The sequence below is a fragment of the Paenibacillus sepulcri genome (assembly GCF_042647105.1).
Lineage (GTDB): Bacteria > Bacillota > Bacilli > Paenibacillales > Paenibacillaceae > Paenibacillus_Z > Paenibacillus_Z sepulcri.
Genome location: NZ_JBHRUP010000002.1, coordinates 640,683 through 661,980 on the forward strand (window position 1 = coordinate 640,683; position 21,298 = coordinate 661,980).

15 protein-coding genes are annotated in these 21,298 nt (G+C 52.2%); 1 reads left to right on the top strand and 14 read right to left on the bottom strand.

The window, feature by feature from the left end; genetic code table 11:
* Positions 1-3 precede the first annotated feature (3 nt).
* Complete coding sequence (locus ACFOLF_RS37730; RefSeq protein WP_210045879.1) at positions 4-1,320, bottom strand: ABC transporter substrate-binding protein; 1,317 nt, start codon at positions 1,318-1,320, stop codon at positions 4-6.
* A gap of 566 nt (positions 1,321-1,886) precedes the next feature.
* Here ACFOLF_RS37730 and ACFOLF_RS37735 point away from each other — a divergent pair.
* Positions 1,887-3,299: a hypothetical protein gene (locus tag ACFOLF_RS37735; RefSeq protein WP_210045880.1), complete on the top strand. Its 1,413-nt coding sequence runs from the start codon at positions 1,887-1,889 to the stop codon at positions 3,297-3,299.
* 201 nt (positions 3,300-3,500) lie between these two features.
* Here the strand turns inward: ACFOLF_RS37735 and ACFOLF_RS37740 are convergent, their stop codons facing one another.
* The 13 genes from ACFOLF_RS37740 to ACFOLF_RS37800 all read right to left on the bottom strand — a co-directional run bounded on the left by ACFOLF_RS37740 (position 3,501) and on the right by ACFOLF_RS37800 (position 21,276).
* Positions 3,501-5,759, bottom strand: coding sequence for a glycoside hydrolase family 88/105 protein (locus ACFOLF_RS37740; protein ID WP_210045881.1), 2,259 nt, complete (start codon positions 5,757-5,759; stop codon positions 3,501-3,503).
* A gap of 4 nt (positions 5,760-5,763) precedes the next feature.
* Positions 5,764-7,530, bottom strand: a complete 1,767-nt coding sequence (locus ACFOLF_RS37745) for a hypothetical protein (protein ID WP_379113652.1) — start codon at positions 7,528-7,530, stop codon at positions 5,764-5,766.
* Between the two features lie 135 nt (positions 7,531-7,665).
* The gene (locus tag ACFOLF_RS37750; protein ID WP_210045882.1) at positions 7,666-8,538 is read right to left on the bottom strand and encodes a carbohydrate ABC transporter permease; all 873 of its coding nucleotides are present in this window, start codon (positions 8,536-8,538) and stop codon (positions 7,666-7,668) included.
* Positions 8,539-8,595: 57 nt separating this feature from the next.
* On the bottom strand, positions 8,596-9,498 hold the full coding sequence (locus ACFOLF_RS37755; RefSeq protein WP_210045883.1) for an ABC transporter permease: 903 nt from the start codon (positions 9,496-9,498) through the stop codon (positions 8,596-8,598).
* An 86-nt stretch (positions 9,499-9,584) separates the two neighbouring features.
* Positions 9,585-11,201: an extracellular solute-binding protein gene (locus ACFOLF_RS37760; protein ID WP_210045884.1), complete on the bottom strand. Its 1,617-nt coding sequence runs from the start codon at positions 11,199-11,201 to the stop codon at positions 9,585-9,587.
* Between the two features lie 220 nt (positions 11,202-11,421).
* A complete protein-coding gene (locus ACFOLF_RS37765; protein WP_210045885.1) occupies positions 11,422-13,689 on the bottom strand; it encodes an AraC family transcriptional regulator in 2,268 nt (755 codons plus the stop codon).
* Positions 13,690-13,968: 279 nt separating this feature from the next.
* Positions 13,969-14,946: a Gfo/Idh/MocA family protein gene (locus ACFOLF_RS37770; protein WP_210045886.1), complete on the bottom strand. Its 978-nt coding sequence runs from the start codon at positions 14,944-14,946 to the stop codon at positions 13,969-13,971.
* Between the two features lie 27 nt (positions 14,947-14,973).
* Entirely contained in the window at positions 14,974-15,837 is an 864-nt protein-coding gene (locus tag ACFOLF_RS37775; protein WP_210045887.1) for a sugar phosphate isomerase/epimerase family protein, read from the bottom strand.
* Positions 15,838-15,864: 27 nt separating this feature from the next.
* A complete protein-coding gene (locus ACFOLF_RS37780) occupies positions 15,865-16,695 on the bottom strand; it encodes a sugar phosphate isomerase/epimerase family protein (RefSeq protein WP_210045888.1) in 831 nt (276 codons plus the stop codon).
* Positions 16,696-16,786: 91 nt separating this feature from the next.
* On the bottom strand, positions 16,787-18,148 hold the full coding sequence (locus tag ACFOLF_RS37785) for an ABC transporter substrate-binding protein (RefSeq protein ID WP_210045889.1): 1,362 nt from the start codon (positions 18,146-18,148) through the stop codon (positions 16,787-16,789).
* 118 nt (positions 18,149-18,266) lie between these two features.
* Positions 18,267-19,139, bottom strand: a complete 873-nt coding sequence (locus tag ACFOLF_RS37790) for a carbohydrate ABC transporter permease (protein WP_210045890.1) — start codon at positions 19,137-19,139, stop codon at positions 18,267-18,269.
* A 22-nt stretch (positions 19,140-19,161) separates the two neighbouring features.
* Positions 19,162-20,112 (bottom strand): carbohydrate ABC transporter permease, encoded by a 951-nt coding sequence (locus ACFOLF_RS37795; RefSeq protein ID WP_210045891.1) that lies wholly within the window; start codon positions 20,110-20,112, stop codon positions 19,162-19,164.
* A 147-nt stretch (positions 20,113-20,259) separates the two neighbouring features.
* Positions 20,260-21,276, bottom strand: a complete 1,017-nt coding sequence (locus ACFOLF_RS37800) for a Gfo/Idh/MocA family protein (RefSeq protein WP_210045892.1) — start codon at positions 21,274-21,276, stop codon at positions 20,260-20,262.
* Positions 21,277-21,298: the final 22 nt, after the last annotated feature.

Below are 21,298 nucleotides of genomic sequence, written 5' to 3' on the forward strand. Positions count from 1 at the left end.
TGTTTATTTTCTTTCCTTGACAATATTCTTGTTGACATCGGTTTCCGCTTTTTTCAGTGTGGTTTCCACCGAATCGCCTTTGACGACGGCTACCAATGCGTCGACCAATACCTTTTTGAGATAATCAGTATTTTCGACAGGGCCGATCCATTGCCCAAACTGCATGGCATTCAGGGAAGGCTTGACGAGGGGATTGTTTTGGATGAACTGGTCGGTCAGCTGGTCTTTCGATGGGGGAAGTGTGCCGGTTTGCGTATTCCAATAATTATTGTTCTCGTTGGTTGTAAGGAATTGAACGAATTTCGAGGCTGCTTCGATATTTTTGCTTTTGGCGGAAATCACTTCCCCCCAGCCGGATTCAGCTGCAAAATACGGTGGTTGATCCGTAAATGAAGGCATCGGTACATAATCGAATTTCACAGTATTGCCGTAGGTGGCGATCCCGGATGGTATGACCCATGGACCGTCAAAATCCATAGCTGTCTGACCTTTAAAAAAATAATCGAAGATCGACAGCTTGCCTCCGAGCAGCTTCGTATCGGTAACCTTGTCTTCCGTGATCAGATTGCGCATTTCGGTAAATGCATGGACTGCCTCCGGGGTGGAAAAATTGATCATATCGTCATCAGTCCAATACGTTGCCCCCTGCTGGAGGATCATGGACAGGAACAGGAACGTGATGGAATCGCTCGATACAAAATCGAAGCCCCGTACTTTGATCTCATTGTTGGCATCATATTCTGTCATTTTCCTGGCGGCATCGACCAGCTCGCTCCAGGTTGCAGGTACCTGAACTCCCGCCTTCTGCATATAGTCTGTATTCACCAGGATGCCGCCGTTTCCGAGGTTAAACTCCTGCGGCACGCCATACAGTTTTCCGTCGACCGTATAGGCTCCGGTTGCCGCCGGATAATAGTTAGCCAACAGATCGCCGCCATTCGGGACTTCAGCCAGTAATCCCGCCTTCGCAAGCGGAGTAACCCATGTGCCGAATACCTGAGCGACATCCGGTGCGGCGTTGCCGATATAGGATGTGCGGATTTTTTGAACGTAATCGTCATAGGGGAATACTTCCACTTTGATCGAGATATCGGGATTGGCTTTCTCGAAATCCGCAACAAGCTTCTTGTTCGCGGGTACAAAGGCATCGTTTTGATGCATCCAATAGGTGAGCTGCACGGTTTTTGCCGCAGCTCCCTCTTCGCTCCCTCCCCCGTTAGCCGTCGGGCTATCATTTGTGCCGGAGCCGGAACCCGCGCATCCCCACACGCACATACAAACCAACAATACCGTCAAACATCCGCCGATGATACGCTTCATTCTCACAGACCTCCATTTTATAAAAGATGTGAAATAACGCTTACACTTTCAGGAGCATTGCTCGTCATCCTGTCCGCTGCGACTGTCGGTAAACGCTCTAATTGTACATCGGCTTATGGGTCCGCTCGCCAACCCGTACTGGGACGATCAAAGCGGAAAAGAAATATTAGATGCTACGCGCCTCATCGGATACATGGGCAGACCAATCTCGTTAACCTTTCGGCGAAAAAGTATCCTTACCGTCTCTTGCCGTGACGATGACGAATGATGCACCTCCCCCTTTTTCGATTCGCCAGTCATAATCCAACTCCGCACGTAATTAAAGCTCCAGCTATTGAATGTGTTTATACGACTAATAATACTCGGTATAATGTTCAAGTCAATTACTTTTTTAATAATTTATGAACATTTCGATAGTTTTTACGGACCATAATGAACTTTTTGTTATAAAATCCGTTCGGTCAGAAGTTCCTTTTGGAACAGCAGGCGACAAACAGCTTATTTCGGGTTAAGAACCCGCTTGTTAAAATGAAGCTGAAGATTCGTTTCTATAAGGAGGTTGTACAATGTATGTCTATACGGGAATAAGCGAAGCGCAAAAAATCGGTAAGTATGGTGTGGATGAAAGCGCCCGCCTGATGAAGAGACTGGCCTATATTTATCGACGCTTGATGATGGTCGGGGCTGCGCATATGCCTGCCCGGATGAATTGGCATTTTAAGGCTGGCCTTGCCCGGCACCTGTTCGAGGACTCGCATGCAGCCGGGTTATTTATGAAGCGGGCTTCAGAACTGCGAAGCCCCAGTGTTCAGCAGCTGAAGGATCCTGATCCGTGGCTGGCCTTGTTCTTCGACGAGCTGTTAATGGCACGCTCCGATTACGAACTGTGGACAGGCATTTACGGCGTCGTAAGGCCGGAGCTCCGCAGATTGCTGCGGCAGTATGCGCAGGATACCCAGCCGCTGGTTGATTATCCTACCCTTCGCGCAATTAAACAGGTGCTTTCTGACCTGGATGAGCAGACAGCATGGGGAGAGGCCATTCGTCCGGCGCTTCTGGAGGATGCCGCCTTTTTCTCCGCGCATCGGGAGACCTATTCCATAATAACGGACGATGAGAGTACGGCAGCGGTGTTCTGCGATGAGCTGCGCAAGCTGCTGGCGCAAGTCGGTGGTTTTGAAGGCCGGGCGTTGAAGCAAGCCGAGAACGTGCCGGACAGGAAACGTTCGCAGCAGAAGTACAACATGCCCTTGCGGGCTGTCAGAGATCCACGAATGGGCGGGGATACGCTTGGCAGAACAGGCGTGGCGAACCCGCCGACGGAGCCGGAGCTGGCGAGGATCATTGCAAATGTACGCACGCGGCAGGAGGAGCTGGGGGCGGCTGAGCTTTGCGCAGCGACGATGGTGCTGCAAAACAACATGCCATGGTCATTCTATGAGGATCTGGCGCGTCATTGCTGGGATGAAACCAGACACACGTTATTCGGTCAGGCTGTGCTTGACCTGGGCGGATACGACTGGTATTCGATGCCGCAGTTCAAAGGCGACTATGACCCGCATATGATGAAGCCGGTAGCCAATTCTTATATTTGGCTGTCGATCGGCATTGAAGGCAGTGCCATGAGAAAAGACGGGATGCCGAAGGAAGCGAGAATGCTGAAGGCGGCAGCGGAGAAAACAGACAACGAAGTCGTGAAGCTTTTTGCGCAATGTGTGGATTTCGACTGGGCTGACGAAGTGACGCATCATCAGTTCGGAAGAAAATGGGCCGAGGAGCTAATGGACGACTATCGCACCTCGGAGCGGATCGCCAACCGTGAAATGGAGCTTAATTTTGCCAGAATGGCCCGCGACACATGCTCGTTCTGGGAAGATAAACCTGACAGTTTCAACAAGCAAATGTTTCTGAACGATTGGAAAGATCGGCTGCGGCCGGAGCTTTTGAAAGAGTTGGACGAGAGAACCCTCCTTCCATAAATCTCCTGTAAAATGAAAAATTTGGCGTTTGAACAAAAACGGACGCCCCGGTAAAATTGGGTTTGCGCACGAGGTCGCAGTCGAAATTTCCGATGCTTACGATAAGAGGATTGGCTTGCCTATACGTACTGACCCGTCAACGCAAAAAGGCTGCCGATCTCCGGCAACCTTTTTTTTACTAACCCCACTCTGCTGCGGATTCTATTCCTGCGCGGGAGAGCTGGACTGATCCGCAGCAGCGTTATTCAGCCTGCAGATCTCCACCCCTGCCAGCATCATAATGCCGATGCCATGGTTGTCGTTCACGACCGTACGCAAGTCGTGCATGTAATAGTCCGGGGAGAACGAATACCGCGACCCGCTGCATACCCCGTGCACGTTGCCCTGCCGGTCGATCACCCCGCCGGTCAGGCCTTTCCAGGCTTTAAGGGCGGCAGCCGCATAGACCTCTTTCTCTTCCAGCCAGCCGAAACGCACGCCCCTGGCGAACGCATACGCGAACATCGCGGTACAGGAGGCTTCCTCATAGGCTTCAGGCAAATTAAGCACCTGATGCCATAAGCCCGAATCCGCCTGAAGCGCCGAAATGCCAGCGCACAGCTCGCGGAACATCAGAAGTAGCGCTCCCCGGTCCTGGTGATCGTCGGGAAGCTTCTCCAACAGCTCAGACAGGGAGAACAGGCACCAGCCGTTGCCGCGGCCCCAAGGCACGCGCGTCGCCTTGGCGTATTTAAAGTCGAACACATGCGACATGACGCCTTCCGGCTCCATGAACAGGTAGCTCTTATACAGCAGGAACTGTCTGGCCGCTTCATCCAGCGCTTCGCGCTTGCCGGTTGTTATTGCATAACGCGTCAGGAACGGGGCGCTCATGAACAAGTCGTCCGCCCACATCGTATCGGCCGCGTATTCGCCCGGGCACTGCCGGTAAAACGCTCCATCCGGCCGGCGTTCCAGCTTCCGGAGCATGAAATCGGCGATTACGTCGGCGATGCGGCGGAAGCTGTCCTCTCCCGTCTGCAGATAAGCCTCAAGCATCGCCGACCCGAACGAGCCGCAGTTGTCCAGCATTCGGATTAAGACGAGCTGGTGGTTCACGGAAGGAAAACCGTATTCGTCCCTATCCCATATCGAATAGGCATACATTTCCGTACAGCTGCGGATATGACCGAGTGCGTAATCAGACAAATCCTTCCGGTCAAGCTCGCGGGCGGTCCGCAGCAGCCCATACATCGTTACGCCGAGCGGATAGTCCCAGCGCCCGTAATTGGTGGCGCTGCCCGTCGTCCATTTGTTGCTCAGCATGGCGTTCTCATAATAAGGCCTCACCCTTGTTTGCGGAGCATCGACCAGCCAGTACGAATGACCGGCAGCGCGGCCTTCGGAGTCGACAGCTGGATGAAGCCCGGACATCGTGCAAAGCGCCGCCGGATCCGGCTCCACCGCAGGATCCAGCGGTCCGGCATACAGCCATGCGCCTTCGCCTCCGTGGACGACGGCCGGCAGCGCCAGCGGCAGCATTCTCCCGCCGGCATAAGCGCTGCATTCAAAACCCCAGCCGTCCGGGCCGCTTACGCTGCGCACGAGCAGCCGGTGCGCTCCGGACGCAGTGGACACCCGGACCCGGTAAGTGCCGCCCGACTCCAGCTCGACTACCCTCAAATCGTCCAGCCATATGACAGTCGGCCCCAGGGCATGGCCCTCCAGCATTAGCGACTCCTCCGCAGCCGGCACCTGCAACCGGCTCCAGCCGTAAGCCGCGGAAGGTTGAACGGGAAGTCCGAACAATCGCTCGAAGTTCGGCCGCTCCGCTTCCTCCGCTGTCCACCTGGTCCGCGGCTGCCAGCACAGGCAGGTTTCTTCTTCCGCCCGCTTGAAATCGGGAAAACCGTTCTCGCTCCCGAATAATCGGTTTTTCACAGCTTCCGTGAAAACCCAGCCCGCACTCCCGGTCCTGCCCGCAAAGGGAGCCAGCACCTGCATAATGCGCACCTTCGCCTCGTCTGACCCAAATAGGCAGCCGAAGCCGGCAGCCGTCTTGCACGCCTCCACCAGGAAGGCGTTCCAGCCCTTGCGCAGCGCAAGCGGCACAATGACCCGCTCGCCCGGCTTCATCTCGTCTACCGCATTGGACCGGTACAGGCGCTCTTCATTGACGTACAGCATTACAGGACCGAGCGGTTCGATGACACCGTCGAGCGATCGTTCATCGTCACTCCATACCAGCCCGTATGCGTATGCGTAGTCGCCGATAGCCGCTTCCGGCAGCTTGGCGGAAAAATCCATATCGTAAAGCCCGTCCTCCGTTTGCAGCATGCCTGATTTGGCAAAAGCGCGCAGCGCGAAGGGCACGGGAGGATTTGCGCCGGCGTAACGGCCTGCCAGCACCTCCAGGATGCGGCGCTCATCGTCGCCGAACCAGTACCGCGCGCTTTCGCGCGCCTCCATATAGGCTGTCATGTCCTCATTCCTCTCGTTTGTCGTCATGACGGTTACCGGGCGACAGCCGGATATCGAACGTCTTGTCATACGGCGTCATCAAATTCACGATCAGGGTCTGGCAATCCGTCGGATAACTTGTATTGCTAAGCACCTTGGCCCGGTGCTCGTGCGCCCCTCCATCCACCTCGATCCAATCGTTTCCGGCGGTTAAACGGGACGTACCTTTTTCCCAAAACAGGGTTCCTGTCGCTGCCGACGAAAGACTATCTCCGGATAACACGCCTTCCTTGCCGAACACGAAAGTGATTTGCGTCATTAAAATTTCCGGCTGCCCGCAGTGGATGCGAATGCGCCAGCCTTGTTCGGTTTCCGTTAGCTCTACCTCGACATGATGCTGCTGTTCGTGCGTAACTTCCCGCAAATGATGGGGCAGCAAATACCAGGGACTGACTGGCCCGCGCGCGGTTTGCGGCAAATGCTGCTCCGCAACGGGGCCGTAATACCCCTTCTTCTCGGTCGCCGATAACCGGTAGCCGCGCTCCAGATACTCCATCCGCTTCAGCTTGACGAAGCCCGGCTCGAAGGACGCAGCAATTTGCACGGCAAGCATCCGCGCCGCCCCATGCCGCAGCGCAAAAAACGAGTTCGTTTCGGTCATGACGGTCGCGCTTGTCGCTCCGCTCCGATGTCTGGCGACGGGAGCGCCGAAGTCGGGATGCAGCCGGCTGTGATAGATTCGGCCGCCGTGTCCTGCCCCATCCATCCTGCTTAGGTAAAGCTCTCGCGGAAAGCCGCCGTTTATGACGACCCGGTAGTTGTCCGGCATCTCTGCAGGCTGGACCGGACAATTGCGAAGCTCCGGATAACGCAGTAAACCGATCAGTGCGTTATTGGGCAGTCCCCCGGGATGCGTGAGCGCTTCGCCCGCAAGCCCGGCTATTGCGGCAAACAACGGATCGCCGTCGCGGTTCGCCATCAGCTTGGCGATTAGAAAATAGGTTCCCATGCTGTATTTGCTGCCAAAATCCTGACGGCCGGAATAATCCGTCACAACTTCGCCGTCGGGATGAATCATATGCGCCATCATCCGTAAATTCTTCCGCACCGGTTCCAGCAGATCCGGCAGGTTGAATAGCTCCGCCGCATAAAACAGGACGATATCGCTTACGGCGTTATAAATGCCGTTGCTCCGCTCCGTCCACTCCCCGTCTTCCGTGCAGTCGATTCCTTCCGCGAGCCACTGCTCCGCCCTCTCCTTCAGTTCGGGCTGCCCTGTCAGCTTATACATAAATCCCAGAGCAGCGGTAATGACCCAGCGGTGATTCGGAGTGTGGCAGCCTCCCGTAAGCAAGGCCGGGATGGTCCGCTCCAGAAAGGTCCGGATATCCGCCGCCGCTTGGCGCGCAGGCTCCCACGCATGGGCGGCAAGCAGCTCGTAGACTTGTGCCAGGCCGCTCACGACGAATGCGGTATCCGGAGGCGAGTGCATATTTGTCCATGGCGGCGAAATCGTTCCGTCCGCATGCTGGAAACTCAGCATGTACCGGGCACTAAGCTCCAGCCGCAACAACAGCCCGCGATCATGATAGAACCGGGATTGCTCATTAATGAGTGCGGATGCCCAAATAGCCATGACCATCGGCGTTCCGCCGTGACTCGGCCAAGCGATGCCGTTCACGGGATCGGTGACTCCCCCGTAAAACCGGCTTTCGCCGTCGAGCACTTGATGATCCATTCCGTCTTGTACCCAATGGTCATTGATGGAGACCAGCTTATCGTAAATGTTCATTTGTCCTCCCTATCTTTCCTCAGCCATCATTTTCCGCCCTTAGGCGATACTAGAATGCTACAATTTTTAAGAGTATCTGAAATTTCTCCGGACTGCAAGCGCCCCCTTGCTTAAGGCCTGCACACATCCCCGTCTTTACCCCTTCACGGCGCCGAGCATCACGCCGCTTACGAAGTAACGCTGCAGCCACGGGTAAACCAGCAAAATCGGCACCGTGGCAAAAATGACGCTGGCCGCCTTCAGACTTTCCGGCACGACGGTCGCCATCTGAGACCCTTCCATCTGCAGAAGGTCTGATATCATATTGTTCTGGATGAGCTGATAGAGCTTCAGCTGCAGTGGATAAAGCTCCGGGCTGTTGATATACATCAGCGTGTCAGTAAAGCCGTTCCAGCGGCCTACCGCATAGAACAGGCTGAGTGTCGTGATGACCGGGAGCGATAAAGGCAGCATAATACCGAGCAGCGTCCGAAAATGGCTGCTGCCGTCGATTTCAGCGGACTCCTCCAAGCTCTCCGGGATGTTATTGAAGAATGAAACCAGGATGATCAAATAAAAGGGATTGATCAAGCCCGGCAGCACGAGGGCCCAGATCGAATCGAGAAGGTGCAGGCTGCGGACCAGAATATATTCGGGAATGATGCCGCCGCTGAAGAACATCGTGACGACAATGACGAACATGACGGCTTTGCGGCCCCTCAGCTTCTTCTTCGACATCGGATAGCCGATTGCGATCGTCATGAGCATGCACAGCACGGTGGTCAAGCCAGTCAGGAGCACCGTAAATCCCAGCGAGCGGATCATCGATGCGTCGGAAAATACCTTGGCATAGGCTTCAATATTAAACTCGACCGGGAGCAGATTCACCTTTCCTGATAGAATCGGCCCTGCCGAGCTCATCGAAATGGCTATTATATGAAGAAATGGAGCCAGACAGATCAAAGTGCTTACGAGTAACACGATAAAGTTGGCGGTGTCGAAAACGCGGTTGGCGGTTTGTTCTCTCATAACGTCCGCTCCTTTCAAATTATCGATTGCAGGATGGTTGCTGACTTGCAGTCAATCCTACATTATGCCCTCATCCGTGAGCTTCTTCGAGGTATAGTTAGCCGCAAGCACGAAGATAAGCCCGACGACCGCCTGGAATAAACCGATGACTGTCGCCAGCGTATACTGGCCTGACTGGAGCCCGATCCGGTACACAAACGTGCTGAGCACATCGGAATACTCGCGTACCGCCAAATTGCCGATGACATACGGACGCTCGAAGCCGATGGAAATCATATGGCCCAAATTGATGATGAGCAGCATGACGATCGTCGGCTTCAGGCCGGGGAGCGTAATATGCCAAATGCGCTTCAGCCTGCCCGCGCCATCCATGCCGGCCGCCTCGAACAGCTCCTTATTGATGCCGGTCAGAGCCGCCAGGTAAATAATCGTCCCCCAGCCGGCGCTTTGCCACATGCCTACGAGCAAATAGGTAATGAGCCAGCTGCTTTTGTCCGTCAGGAACGGAACGGCTTCAAAGCCGATGGATGTAAGGACATTATTAATCATGCCGGATTGCGTGCCGAACACCTGATATACGATCCCGCCTATAATGACCCAAGAGATAAAATGCGGAATATAGAGAATGGTTTGGGAAAGCTTCTTGAACCACAGCGCGTTCATCTCGTAAAGCATGATGGCCAGAATAAGCGGCGCCGGAAACGATACGAGCAAATCGAGAAAATTGAGCATCAGCGTATTGCGCAGCGTCAAATAAAAATCGCGCATGCCGAATACTTCCCTGAACGCATCGATGCCGACCCACTCGCTTCCCGTAATGCCCTGAAAGAAATTAAAGTCCTTAAACGCAATCTGGATTCCGTACATGGGTCCGTATTTGAAAATAATGAAGTAAGTCAGAGGCAAAACAAGCAGTGCATACAGCTGCCAATATCTGCGGAAATAGGCATTCCAGCTCACGGCGGACTCCTCCTTATGCAATCGGTTTTGGCAAAGGGATTAGGCGGTGCCACGTCCCTTTGCCGTCACGAAGCCTGGGCTGCGGATTATTTTGCCTGCATCTCCTTATAAACAGCCGTCCTCTCGTCGAGAATCGCCTGACCGCCGCCAGCCATATAATCCTTCAGCATCGTTTCGAAAACGCTGTCGAATTGCTCCGGCTTTGCCATCGTTGTCTTTACGATGACTTCGTTAAATTTATCGAGCAGAGTTGTGCCGTATTTCGTCTGCGCCTCAATCGGCCTGTCCATTAACACGGGCGTCAGCACATCGGAATTCGCGATCTTCTGCGCCGCTTCCACCTGATCCTGGAATTTCTGCGGCATCTGCAGCGCCCGGGCTTTCAGGTTTTTCTCCATGCTTCCGAGCTGCTTGCCGTTGGAAATGATCACCATGTCACCTACATTGTACAATCGGTTGATCGCTTCCTCCGACGGATTCTCCACGGCAACCGGTATATCGTCGACCATGGTATAATTTTCGCCCTCAATGCCGTTTTGCAGCTTGAATAAATTGTCGCTCATCGCCATCCATTCCAAATATTTAATTGCCTCTGCCGATCGGTCGCTTGTTTTCGGGATCATGATGTAAAGACCGTTAGGGGCGTACATCGGCTTGGCGTGCTTGCCTTCCTCATTGGTGTACACGTCTACGGAAGCCAGCACTGCTCCCGGAACGTTTTTCTGGAGCGTATCGTAGGATCCATTCTCGTAAAACGGATTGATATCGTCCTCGCTGAAGAAGCCGATCTTCCCCGTGGACACGTCTTCATTCAATTTCTTCTTATCCTTGTCCAGACCGAAATCCTTGCTCATCAAGCCTTCGTTGTACAGCTTGTTCATGAATTGAAGCGCTTCCTTAAAGCCTGGCAGAAGAGTCGGGTAGTCATTGGAACCAAGCTGCTGCGTCAGAGTATACTTTTCTTCCTCCGACACCGGCTTAATGAACGACCAGATCAGCGGCTCGTATTGGGCGGAAGCGATCGTCATGCCCAAAGGAATAACCTGACCGCCCGTCCCGCCCGGATCCTTCTCCTTGAAGGCTTTCAACGTTTCGTACAGCTCTTCCGTCGTTTGCGGAACCGGCATATTCAGCTTATCCAGCCAATCCTGCCGGACGAAGGAAGCATACTTGCCCACATTCGACCGCTTGGCCGGAACGGCAAACTGCGTGCCCTGGAACTGGCCGTAGTCGAGAACCTCCTCGCCCAGAAACGCTTTCAAGTTCGGCGCGTGCTCGTCGAGCAGCGGCCCGACGTCGGTTAAGCCGTCTTGCTTCGCATAGCGGTTAAACGTATTGGGGTCGTAGGTAAAAACAATGTCCGGGACATTGCTGCCGCTGGCCATCAAAACATTCAGCTTCTCGACCTCTTCCGAACGCGGTACCGGCACGAATTCCATATCGATATTGTTCGGATCGCCGAAGTTTTCTTGAATGTAGTTCGTCATGTAGTTATCCGTAATCGTTGTACCTGCCGGCGAGTTGCCTCTGTCGAACACCTCAACCTTAAGCGTAACCCGCTCCTTGGAAGCATCGCCATCCGTTCCGCCCGAAGCTCCCGGTTCCGTGTTTGCCGTGCATGCCGTAACTAACAAGGAACAGATCAGGCCGAGCGCCACTACCGCTTTCTTCTTTCCCGGATTTCTCTTCTTGTTTCCAACCATGGTTCCAACCCCTTCTTCGAATGATAAAATAGAGTACCGCGCAGGCTGCCTGGCTGTTTAGGATAACGCTTTCAGTAAAGCTGCCGCAGCCCGAATCGGAATGAACACAGTATGGCATGACATTCGGCAATGTAACAATAAACTAGTTTCCAAACGATAAACTTCCATTTTTATTTCCATATTATGTTAAATATAACTGTTGTCGCGAAATAAACTATTTTCAAAAATCCCCGGTTTGGCGGGCTTTTCCAGGCTTCTGCTTCAGCTTTCTATAGTCTCCCGACGTCATACCGATGATTCGCTTGAACACGCGCCCGAATGTAATGGAATTCGCGTATCCCACCCGAAGGGCGATATTTTGCACCGACTCATCTGTTTCGGCGAGCAGCTCCTCTGCCCGCTCCATCCGGAGCCGAACGATAAAATCGATGAACTTCATATTGAATTCTTCTTTGAATAAATAACTGACGTATTTGCCTGAAACATGGAACCGGTCGCTCAGGTGCTGCAGAGACAAATTGGGGTTTTCGAAATTCTCCTCGATATACCCCTTCAGCTCGTTAATCATCGCGTGATGGTTTTTGGTTTCGGTATGAGCGACATAGGTGCGGAATATTTCCGTCAAACGCTCGGAGTATAGCGCCCTTAAATCGTCGAGCGACACCGTATCGTCCGCTGCCTTCTGCATGGCTTCGGCTTCCGGGCCCTTGAAATGACCGGACAATTCATCGGACATGTCCGACAACTCGCTCCCCAGCATATCCATCATCGTCTGCAAAATCATCCGGATATCCTCATCCTTCAAGTAATCCTTCTCCATATGCCCGAACAATCTCTCCAGATGCACGCGCCATTCGCCGTTTAAAAGTCTGAACTCCTTTACAAGCCCGGAGCCGTACTGCAAGTAGATGAACCATTGCCGACCCGCATCATCCGGCAGATCCTCGCTCATCACGACGGCTTGCTTGCCTAGAGACATTTTGTGCCGCATCACCTCGACAGCCGCTTTGTATGAAAGTCCAACCCGTTCCCATTCCCGCTCCGCATGACCGACGCCAAACATCAGCGATAGCCGCAAATGCTCGGCTACCCAAATCCGACCCTTGTCTGCAAATATCCGGATTTTCTCCCTCGCGGGCGAATGTTCTCCACTTAAGCCGACAATCATGCCCATCCTATTCTCCGCAATCCACTCCGCCCAGCCATACATACCATCCGCTTGAGCCAGCTCCTGCAGGACGTTCGTTAACGCAAACTTCAGCGTATGCTGATCCCGTGCAGGAAAATTAGTGCGGAAATCGCGATATCGTCCGATCTCAACGACAACGAACGTCAATTGCAGGGGCTTCTCCCCCACAGGGAGCAGCTCCAGCTTTGCCAATCTGCCGGAAACGTCGTCAAGTCCGTCGCCCTGCAGCATATCGTGGAACAGCTGGCGACGGCTCACGAGCAGGTTCTCGCGCTGCTGCTTCTCGAAATCCGCCGTTTGCTGAATAAGGCTTTCCAGCGTGCGATCGATCATGGACAGTTCGTCCATCTTTAGCCCGAACGCATCCTCGCGCAGCTGAATCGATTCGACCCGGTTCATCATCACCCGAATCGGCTTGTAATTTTTTCGGGTGATATAAAGGATGTAGAGTATCGCAAAAACAACCGTCAGCAGACCGATAACAACCCAAACATAAGAGATGACGGATACCCACATGAACAGCTGGCCGGCGACGATTCCGCTCTCGAACGTCCAGCCGGTCAGTTCCAAGGGGACGCGGTTCAGCACTTTGCCGTCTGCCGCCTCAACGCCGGTCCGATCTGCCGATCGTGTGGAGAACAGCATTGCCCCGAACGCGTCGCTGACATCCACAAACGATATATCGCTGTTATTCATTGAGCGGATCATCTGTTCAACCGAATACATATCGACGTTGATGACAACGAGCCCCTCGGTTCCGAAGGGAAGCGGTTCTCTTTTGTAAATGGTAATAACGCGTTTATCCTTCTCCGTGCTGAATTCATGGTAAAGCCGCACCGTAGACCATCCGTGATTGTCCGGGTGAGCGAGCGCCTGCTCAATGAACCGCCGGTCGGCAAATTTCTCCCACTCCACAAGGCCGCTGCGCGTCAGCACCTGCTTGTCCTCATGCCGGTATACATAAATCGAATCGAGCAGGCTGTCATTGTCGGTAAGCGTACGCATGCTGTCGACGACATCGAAGAGCACCTGGCTGTTCTCTCCCGTCAATCCGACGTTCAGGAAATCGCGGTACCGGTCGTTTTTCTCCACCTCCTCGAGCACATCCATCTCGATCCCCTTCAATGAACGGGTCAGACGATCCGCCATATAATCGGTCGTAATCCTGTCGGCCTTGACCGTTTCCTTATGCGAAATGTCATTGACCACGATAAAGGACAAGAAAATCAAAATCGTCACCGTAAACAAAAATATCGGAAAATACGAAAGCAGCATGCGGCGGTACCAGTTCCCCTTCATCCCCATCACTCCTCTTCCATCATCACGAATGCTTATTTCCTTAAAGAAAGCGCTTACTCGCCTATTCTAAGAGATGCTGGTCAAGGATTCAATGATCAAAAGAAAATAAAGACAGCTCATCTGATAACGCAGGACAACAACTTTTTGTAATACTTCCTCCCATTGCTTTCGGTCCCCTTAGCTTTATAAATCAAGCCCCCATAATAAAAAAGAGAAAGCCCGGAAAAACATGGGCTTTCTCTGCAAGCTAGAATTACTGCTATATAAGAAGTGATATTGTCATCCAGCTTGTGATCCAATTCTTACGGACTCTCCGGAATCGGCAGATTGATGGGCTGCAAGCGTCACCGCAAGCGTCTTGATGCCTTCCTCGTAAGGAGCCAGAATGAGGCTGCGGTCGCCAGTGATAATCGCTTCCAGGAATGCTTCATCCTGTGCCTTATAGAAGTTCGTAGTGCTTTTTATTGTCATGGTTTTGCCGTTCTCCATAATCGTGAGCACCGACCAGTCGATACTCACGCGCCAGCCACGGCCAATGACTTCAAGGCTTGAGCGTCCGTCAGGCTGATCAACGAAAGATGTGTCGAGATGGCCAATCGCACCGGATTCCAGAACGAAATTGACGGAATACACGTCAGGTATGCTGATGTTCGCAACGTCATCCATTACGCGCAATGCCATATCGGCTGATACCTTAACGATGTCGCCCGCAATGTAGCGAATCAGGTCAAGGTTATGCGTCGTTTGCTCAACCAGCTGGCCGCCCGACTTCGTGATATCGCTCCACCAAGGCACAGGCACGAGACCGCCGAAACGGTGTGCGCGAACCATCGCGACTTTTTTGTCCTTCAAATATTCTCTTGCTTGAGCAACGGTGTCCAGGTAGCGCAGGCAATACCCAGTGCCGACGATAATACCGGATTTCTCTAGAACCTGCTGCTTTCTTCTCACGGTATCCAAGTCAAGGCCAACCGGCTTTTCAACAAACAGGTTGATCCCCTTTGCCGCAACCTTCTCTTCCATATCTCCATGCGCAAAGGGAGGAATGCAGAGAAAGATTGCGTCAAGCGGCTCTTTCTCAAGCATTTCGTCAACATTCGTATATGCCTTTACGCCGTATTTCTCGGCTGCTTTGTCAGCATTGGCCTGTACAATGTCGCAAATTGCAACAAGGTCCGCTTTCTCGCTGTCGTACAGATGCTGCAAATGATCCGCGCCGATACCGCCTACGCCTACTACTGCTACTTTAACCGCCATCTTGTAAACATCCTCTCCTATAAAATTCTAGGCTTCCGCCCATAACCGCTTTGCGTTTTCGATGCCGATTCTCGAACCTTTCCGACAATCCTCCATACCTTCGAACTCGATGGAGATATAACCGTCATAGCCTGAAGCCTTTACGAGCCTGATCACCTCAAACATATCGATGTCGCCTTGACCAATGATCGCACCCCGGAGATAATTGCCGCTCAATGTCTGGAACCAGCCCTCGCCGGGATTCTTATACGCCGGACGAAGATAAAAATCCTTGAGATGGACAATGGATGCGTAAGGAAGATTTTTCTTTACTGCGGCTGCGGGATCCTCGTCCACGCACATAAAATTCCCGATATCCAGTGTTGTCTTATAATTGGGCCTATCAACTGCATTTATTAAGCGTTGAACCCGGTCGCTGGACTGGATATAAAAACCGTGATTCTCAATGCTGGTCGTTATGCCATATTGCACCGCATAATCCGCGACGATTCGGACTGCATTCACCAATTGTTCAAAGTCTTCCGTATATTGGCGCTCGGTGCTTTCCTCTTTCGGCCGGAACGCGACATCATGGCGCATTGTTTTTACGCCCAGCTGCTCAGCAATGTCAACATGCTTCTTGACTCGTTCGATTTCCTGCGCGTAATTGCCGCTGGCCGGACTGATGAAATTGGCGCTGATACAGTAGTTGGAAATATCGATGCCGGCATCCTTCGCCTTCTGCACAATGGCGGGGATCAGCTCAGGAGTGTCTGCCAGATCAGAACCGAACGTCGAAATCTCCACGTGCTCCCCGCCGTTGTCGGCGATCCACTGGATGGCATCGAGTATATCCATATCCCCAGCCTTGATTGCCTGGGACAGACTGTACGTGCTTAAGCCGATTTTCACTCGCTATCACAGCCTTTGCTATTATTGTTATTTCACTTCTCCGCTAATAATGAATTCGATATGACGCGCCGTATCATAGATCAATTGGTCCGGCGTGGACTTGTAAGCATCCAATTCGGCGGTAAGGGTATCCGTATATCCGACTTCATTCAATGCCTTCCTGACTGCCGCCCAGTTGATGTCTCCTGCAAGAAGCGGAACGAATCCATTGTAGTTTCCTGCGCCTGTTTTGAATTCCTTCACATGCACCTTCTTAATCCGCTTGTTCAGAATACGAATCCACTGGTCCGGGAATCCCCAAATCATAACGTTGCCCACGTCGAAATACACTGCCGCATACGGAGAATTCAATTCGTCGACGTAACGCGCCATTTCCAGAGGCGAAAGGAGAAACTTGTTCCAAACATTCTCAATACCCATATGGATCTTAAGCTTTTCCGCAGTCGGCAGGACCTTCGTCAATTCCTCCTGGCTTCGTTTATAAACGATGTCATAAGGCACTTCTTCCGTCACGCGGCCGGGAATGACCAGAATTGTATCGATTCCAAGAATGGCGGCAACTTCAAGCTGTTTGCCCACGGTTTTGTGGGCCATCTCTCTGATGGAGTCATCGTTTGAGGAAAACGGGTATTTGCCCAACAGGCCGGTGGACAAGCTTCGCAACTTCAAATTGTATTTTTCAGCCAGCTTGCCGACTTCCTCTACTTGGGAAGTGTTCATATCAATCGTCAAACCAACGCCACCCGGCTCGTACAGATTCAATTCGACAGCATCATAACCCGCTTTCTGGCAGGTATCGAAAATGGTCTCCAGCGGCGTTCCTTCCGGAAAACACCATTGATTGATTCCCTTCAACATTATTCAAGTCTCCCTCCGATTCTATTATTCCAATTCTATCGATTCTTTTAGATTGGAGAGTCAGGTAACCCGGTCACTCCCGCCTGCTTCATTACTTCAGGTTTTTGGACCAGTTTTCTGCACGCTTCTGGAGGCCGTCAAGAAACGCCTTGCTGTCAGGCGCATTGCCTTTTGCAGCTTCGGAAATGAAGCCGTTGACAGCCGAGTTTATGTCGGACTGGAAGAATGGATTCACTTCGTCCATAAGCTTGGAATGGGCGAGGTCTGCGATTTTCAGCGCTTCTTGAACATACTTGTCTTCAGGCAGGATGAAGTCCGGGCTCTTGAGGGTAGGCGTGTAAGAAAAGTATTGGTAGTTATGCTTTTGCGTCTCATATCCGGCAAGGAACTTCATAACTTCCCAGGAAGCTTCAACGTTCTTTGCATCTTTGGCCATGACGAACGGATCAACAGCCACCCAGCTCTCGCCGTTCGGCCCCATATTCATGGCGGGTACGAATCTGTCCAGATTAGCCTTGTCTTTGGTGGTTCTGAAATCAGACATCGTGGAGCCGGCATTGTTATCAAGTGCAATTGCGATGTTATTCTTGGACAATCCGAAGTTCTCGGCTCCTTGTGCGTTGACGAATCCCGGCGGCGCCAGCGGAGCTGCTTCCTTCAGCCAATCCATAACCTTGACCATCTCCGGGGAGTTCAACTGCCATTTGATATTCTTCATGTCTGAAAGGCTGCCCTCAGCGCCGCTGGCGTTGAAAGCAAGCGTCAAGGCTACCATTGTAGAACCGTTGATGGTGTTGCCGCTCCAATAGATACCGTAGTTGTCTTCTCCCGTCTTCGGGTTCTTGCCGGTCATTTTTTTCGCTGCTGTCAGAATTTCCTCCGGTGTGGCTTTGGCAGAAAGCGGTTCTACGCCCCAATCCTCGAACAGCTTTTTATCATAAATCGTCATACGGCGGCCTAATACTGCAGGAATACCGAATTGTTTTGTTCCGTCAAGCGACTTGGTGGAGTAGGAGTTGTTCCACACGCCATTCAGATAAATGCTGGGATCAAAGTCAGTGTCTACGTCGATCAGATCGTCAATATCGCGGAGCAAGCCTTCCTGGTACCATTGAGCGGCATAAGCGCCACCAGTGTACATGACATCAACATCTTTGGAGAGCAGCATGGCTGATTGTTTTGCTTTTGCGTTTTCCCAAGGGATTTGATAGATTTCGAGCTTGATATTCGGATATTTGGGTTTGAAATTCTTCTCCAGGAATTCGTTCAAGCCTACGGAGTTGTTTCCTGTCAGCGGGTCAATACCGTTCTCGAGCGTCCAGCCTGCCAGAGCAACACGAACGGTTCCTTCCGGTCCACCGTCGGTAGCCGGAGGGTTGTTGTTTCCCCCGGCGCAAGCAGCCAGAGACAGGGCCATGAAGATCGCAAGAGCAGCAAGCACGATTTTCTTCATTTGTTCAGAAACCCCTTCCGATTTTTGAATTTTGGCGAACTCTTACCTTTTCGAGTCAAAATCAAGTCAAAATACAGTTATTAAATATAGTTCACCTCCTTGAATACATCCGGTCGAATTACTGCTTGATACCGGAAAGTGCGATACTTTCGATGATATACCTTTGCAGGAACAGGTACAGCACGAAGACCGGTAGCAGACTGACTGTCGTTGCGGCTAGTATAATGGAAGGAAAACGATTGAGTCCGTTGTTGTAAGCGAACATCCCAAGACCGAGCTGGATGGTGAATTTGTCCGCGCTTTTCAGTACAAGCAAAGGCCAGAGCAAGTCGTTCCAGACGCCCAGAAACAGGAGAATGACAAGCGTTGCGACGATCGGCGCACACAAAGGCAAGTAAATCCGCCAGAATACCGTGCCTTCGCCTGCCCCGTCAATAATCGCGGCTTCCCGCAAAGCGCCAGGGAGCTGATCCATGAAAGCTTTCGCCAGGAATGTACCGAAGGTGTATCCGATGGCTGGAAGGTAGAACGCCCAGTAGGAATCAAGCAGGCCGAATTTACTGAACATCATGTACTGCGGAATCATGGTCATTTCAAAAGGGATCATCATGGTGCTAAGAGCCAGCACCAGCACAACCGTCGCGCCCCTGAAACGAATCTTGGAAAGCGCATAGCCGGAGAGCAGGGCGGATAATACGCTGATCACGATTGTACCTATACTGACGATGAGAGAGTTAACGATATACCTTAGCATTGGCACGTTGGTGAACGCCGCCTGATAGTTTTTCATTGAGGGCTCAGCCGGAAAGAATCTGGGCGGAAAGCTAAGTTCAAGTCTGGCCGACCAGTCAAAGCTGGTACTGAGCATCCAGATAAACGGTATGATCATGAACAATGAGCCGAAAGCCAGCAAAATCATCAGCGTCCATTGTGTTATGGCATCGGCGCGGCGTTTTGAGCCGCTTTTAATAGCTGCAGTCTGAAAAGACATCTCCCTCCATCCCTCCCCAAATTTAATCAAGGCTGTCTTTTTTGGTGTTCAGTCGAAGCAAGAGAACCGTCAAAATGAAGATGACAATGAATAACAGGTAGGAAGCCGCCGTCGCCATTCCCATTTGGTTGGCAAGAAATGCGTTGCGGTAAATGTATAACACCGAGGTAAGCAAGGAACCGCTGGGATTACCGGCCGTACCTCCAATCAACCAGACATCGGTAAATCGTTTCATGCTCTGGATAGTGCCCATGACGAGCATGAATACGAAAATTGAACGCAGGTATGGGATTGTGATATAGAACCAGCGCCTCAGCCCGCTCGCGCCGTCAACCTCGGCCGCTTCATAAAGTTCCCGCGGAACACTCTGCAGACCGGCAATGAAGATGATGGTATTGTAGCCGAGCGCTCCCCACATGCTCATGAGCACGATAGTGATCCGGGAGTAATTCGGATCGGTGAACCAGCCGACAGGATCAATGCCTACAAAGCCAAATGCATAGTTGATGATACCCTGATTGGTGGGGAAGAACATGAAGGTAAAGAGAAGAGAAGACGCGACTGCGGATATAACGTTCGGCAGGAAGAAGATGCCTTTATACCAGTTCTTGGCTCCCCCCCACTTCAGGCTGTTGATCATGCTGGCAAGAATGAAGGAAACCATGATACCGAGGATAACGGACAGAAAACCCATATAAAATGTGTTATAAAGCGATTGCCAAAAAATCGGATCATTCAGAATGTAATTATAGTTGTTTAAACCAACCCATGTACCGCCAAAGCCTGTTCCCGAGACTTGTTTAAAGCTCATAAGCAAAGCAGCGAACATCGGGTAAATCGCAAAGATTAATATGCCCAGCACCAGCGGTGAAACGAACAGAAAACCCGTCCAATCATTCTTTTTGAGCCAGTCTTTTCGCTTTATCTGCCGCATTTGCGGCTGTCCGGCGAGAATTTCTGTTTTCTCAGCCATTAATTAGCCCCCTCTCCCAAGCGTCACTGGTGTAAGCTGTCTGTTCTGCGGATCGGTAAGCTGCCAAATTCGACAATGAGTCGAGATGGGCCTGGGCTATCCCTCCGAACCCTATCAGGCTTACACGCAGGTTCATCCAGCCGCCTCCTATCGGGTCAACGGTAATGTTATCTTTTTGCCGGTCGCTGCCGACTCGTCGATTGCAAAGCAGACTTCCATCGATTTGAATGCATCGAAGAAATCGCATCGGGTTTGTTTCTTCAGCTCGATGGATTCAATGAAATCATTGATTTCATGCACGAACGGGTGGTGGCTGACATCGCCGCTGTCCGGAAGAATCGTAGGCACGGTCGCGTACTCTGTTTGGCCGGGCAGCTTATGCGTGAATACTTGATTGTTCATCACAGAGCCTTTCTCGCCCAGCAGATGAATGTTGAAGCGGTAAGGCGTTTTGCACTCGAGCGAAGACGACACCTTGCCGATACCGCCGTTCGCAAGCTTGAAGATCGCCAGTGTGTTCGGATCGAACTCATAACCGGATTCCTTCCTCGTTCCGCAGCTGTAAGCCGTAACCTCTTCAATATCGCCGGAGAAATAACGCACCGCATCTACCGCATGGCAGCCTGCAGAAAGCATGCTGCTTCCTCCAAGTTCTTTCTTGCTGCTCCATCTGTATTGCCCGTAATGCGGACCGATATCGTGCCAGTAGTCGATCTGCGCCATGAAGACGCGGCCCAATGCATCGTCATTGATCAGCGATTTGATGTTGTCGAATCCGGGATTCCATCGAAGAACAAAGCTGACGACGGTCGTGACGGGGTTTGCCGTGAGTGCATCCGCCATCTTCCAAAGGTTCTCCTTGTTCATCGCCATCGGTTTTTCAATCACCAAATGCTTTCCGCTCTGAGCAGCCAGAATTGTCTGCTCCGTCCGAACATCAGGCGTTGAGCATAAAACAACCGCATCCACATCAGGATCCTGAACCATCTTCTCGTAGGAATCAAAAACCTGCGTATCAAAGCCCATTTCGGTCAAGCGTTGTTGTGCGAAAGCGCGGTCCCGGCTGTAGATTCCGGCTAACTCCGCCCCCGGGTTTTGTACGGTCGCTTTCATGTATTCACCGGCAACCCAGCCCGTTCCGGCAACAGCTATTCTGATCGCCATCCTGCAATACCCTCCCTTTGAA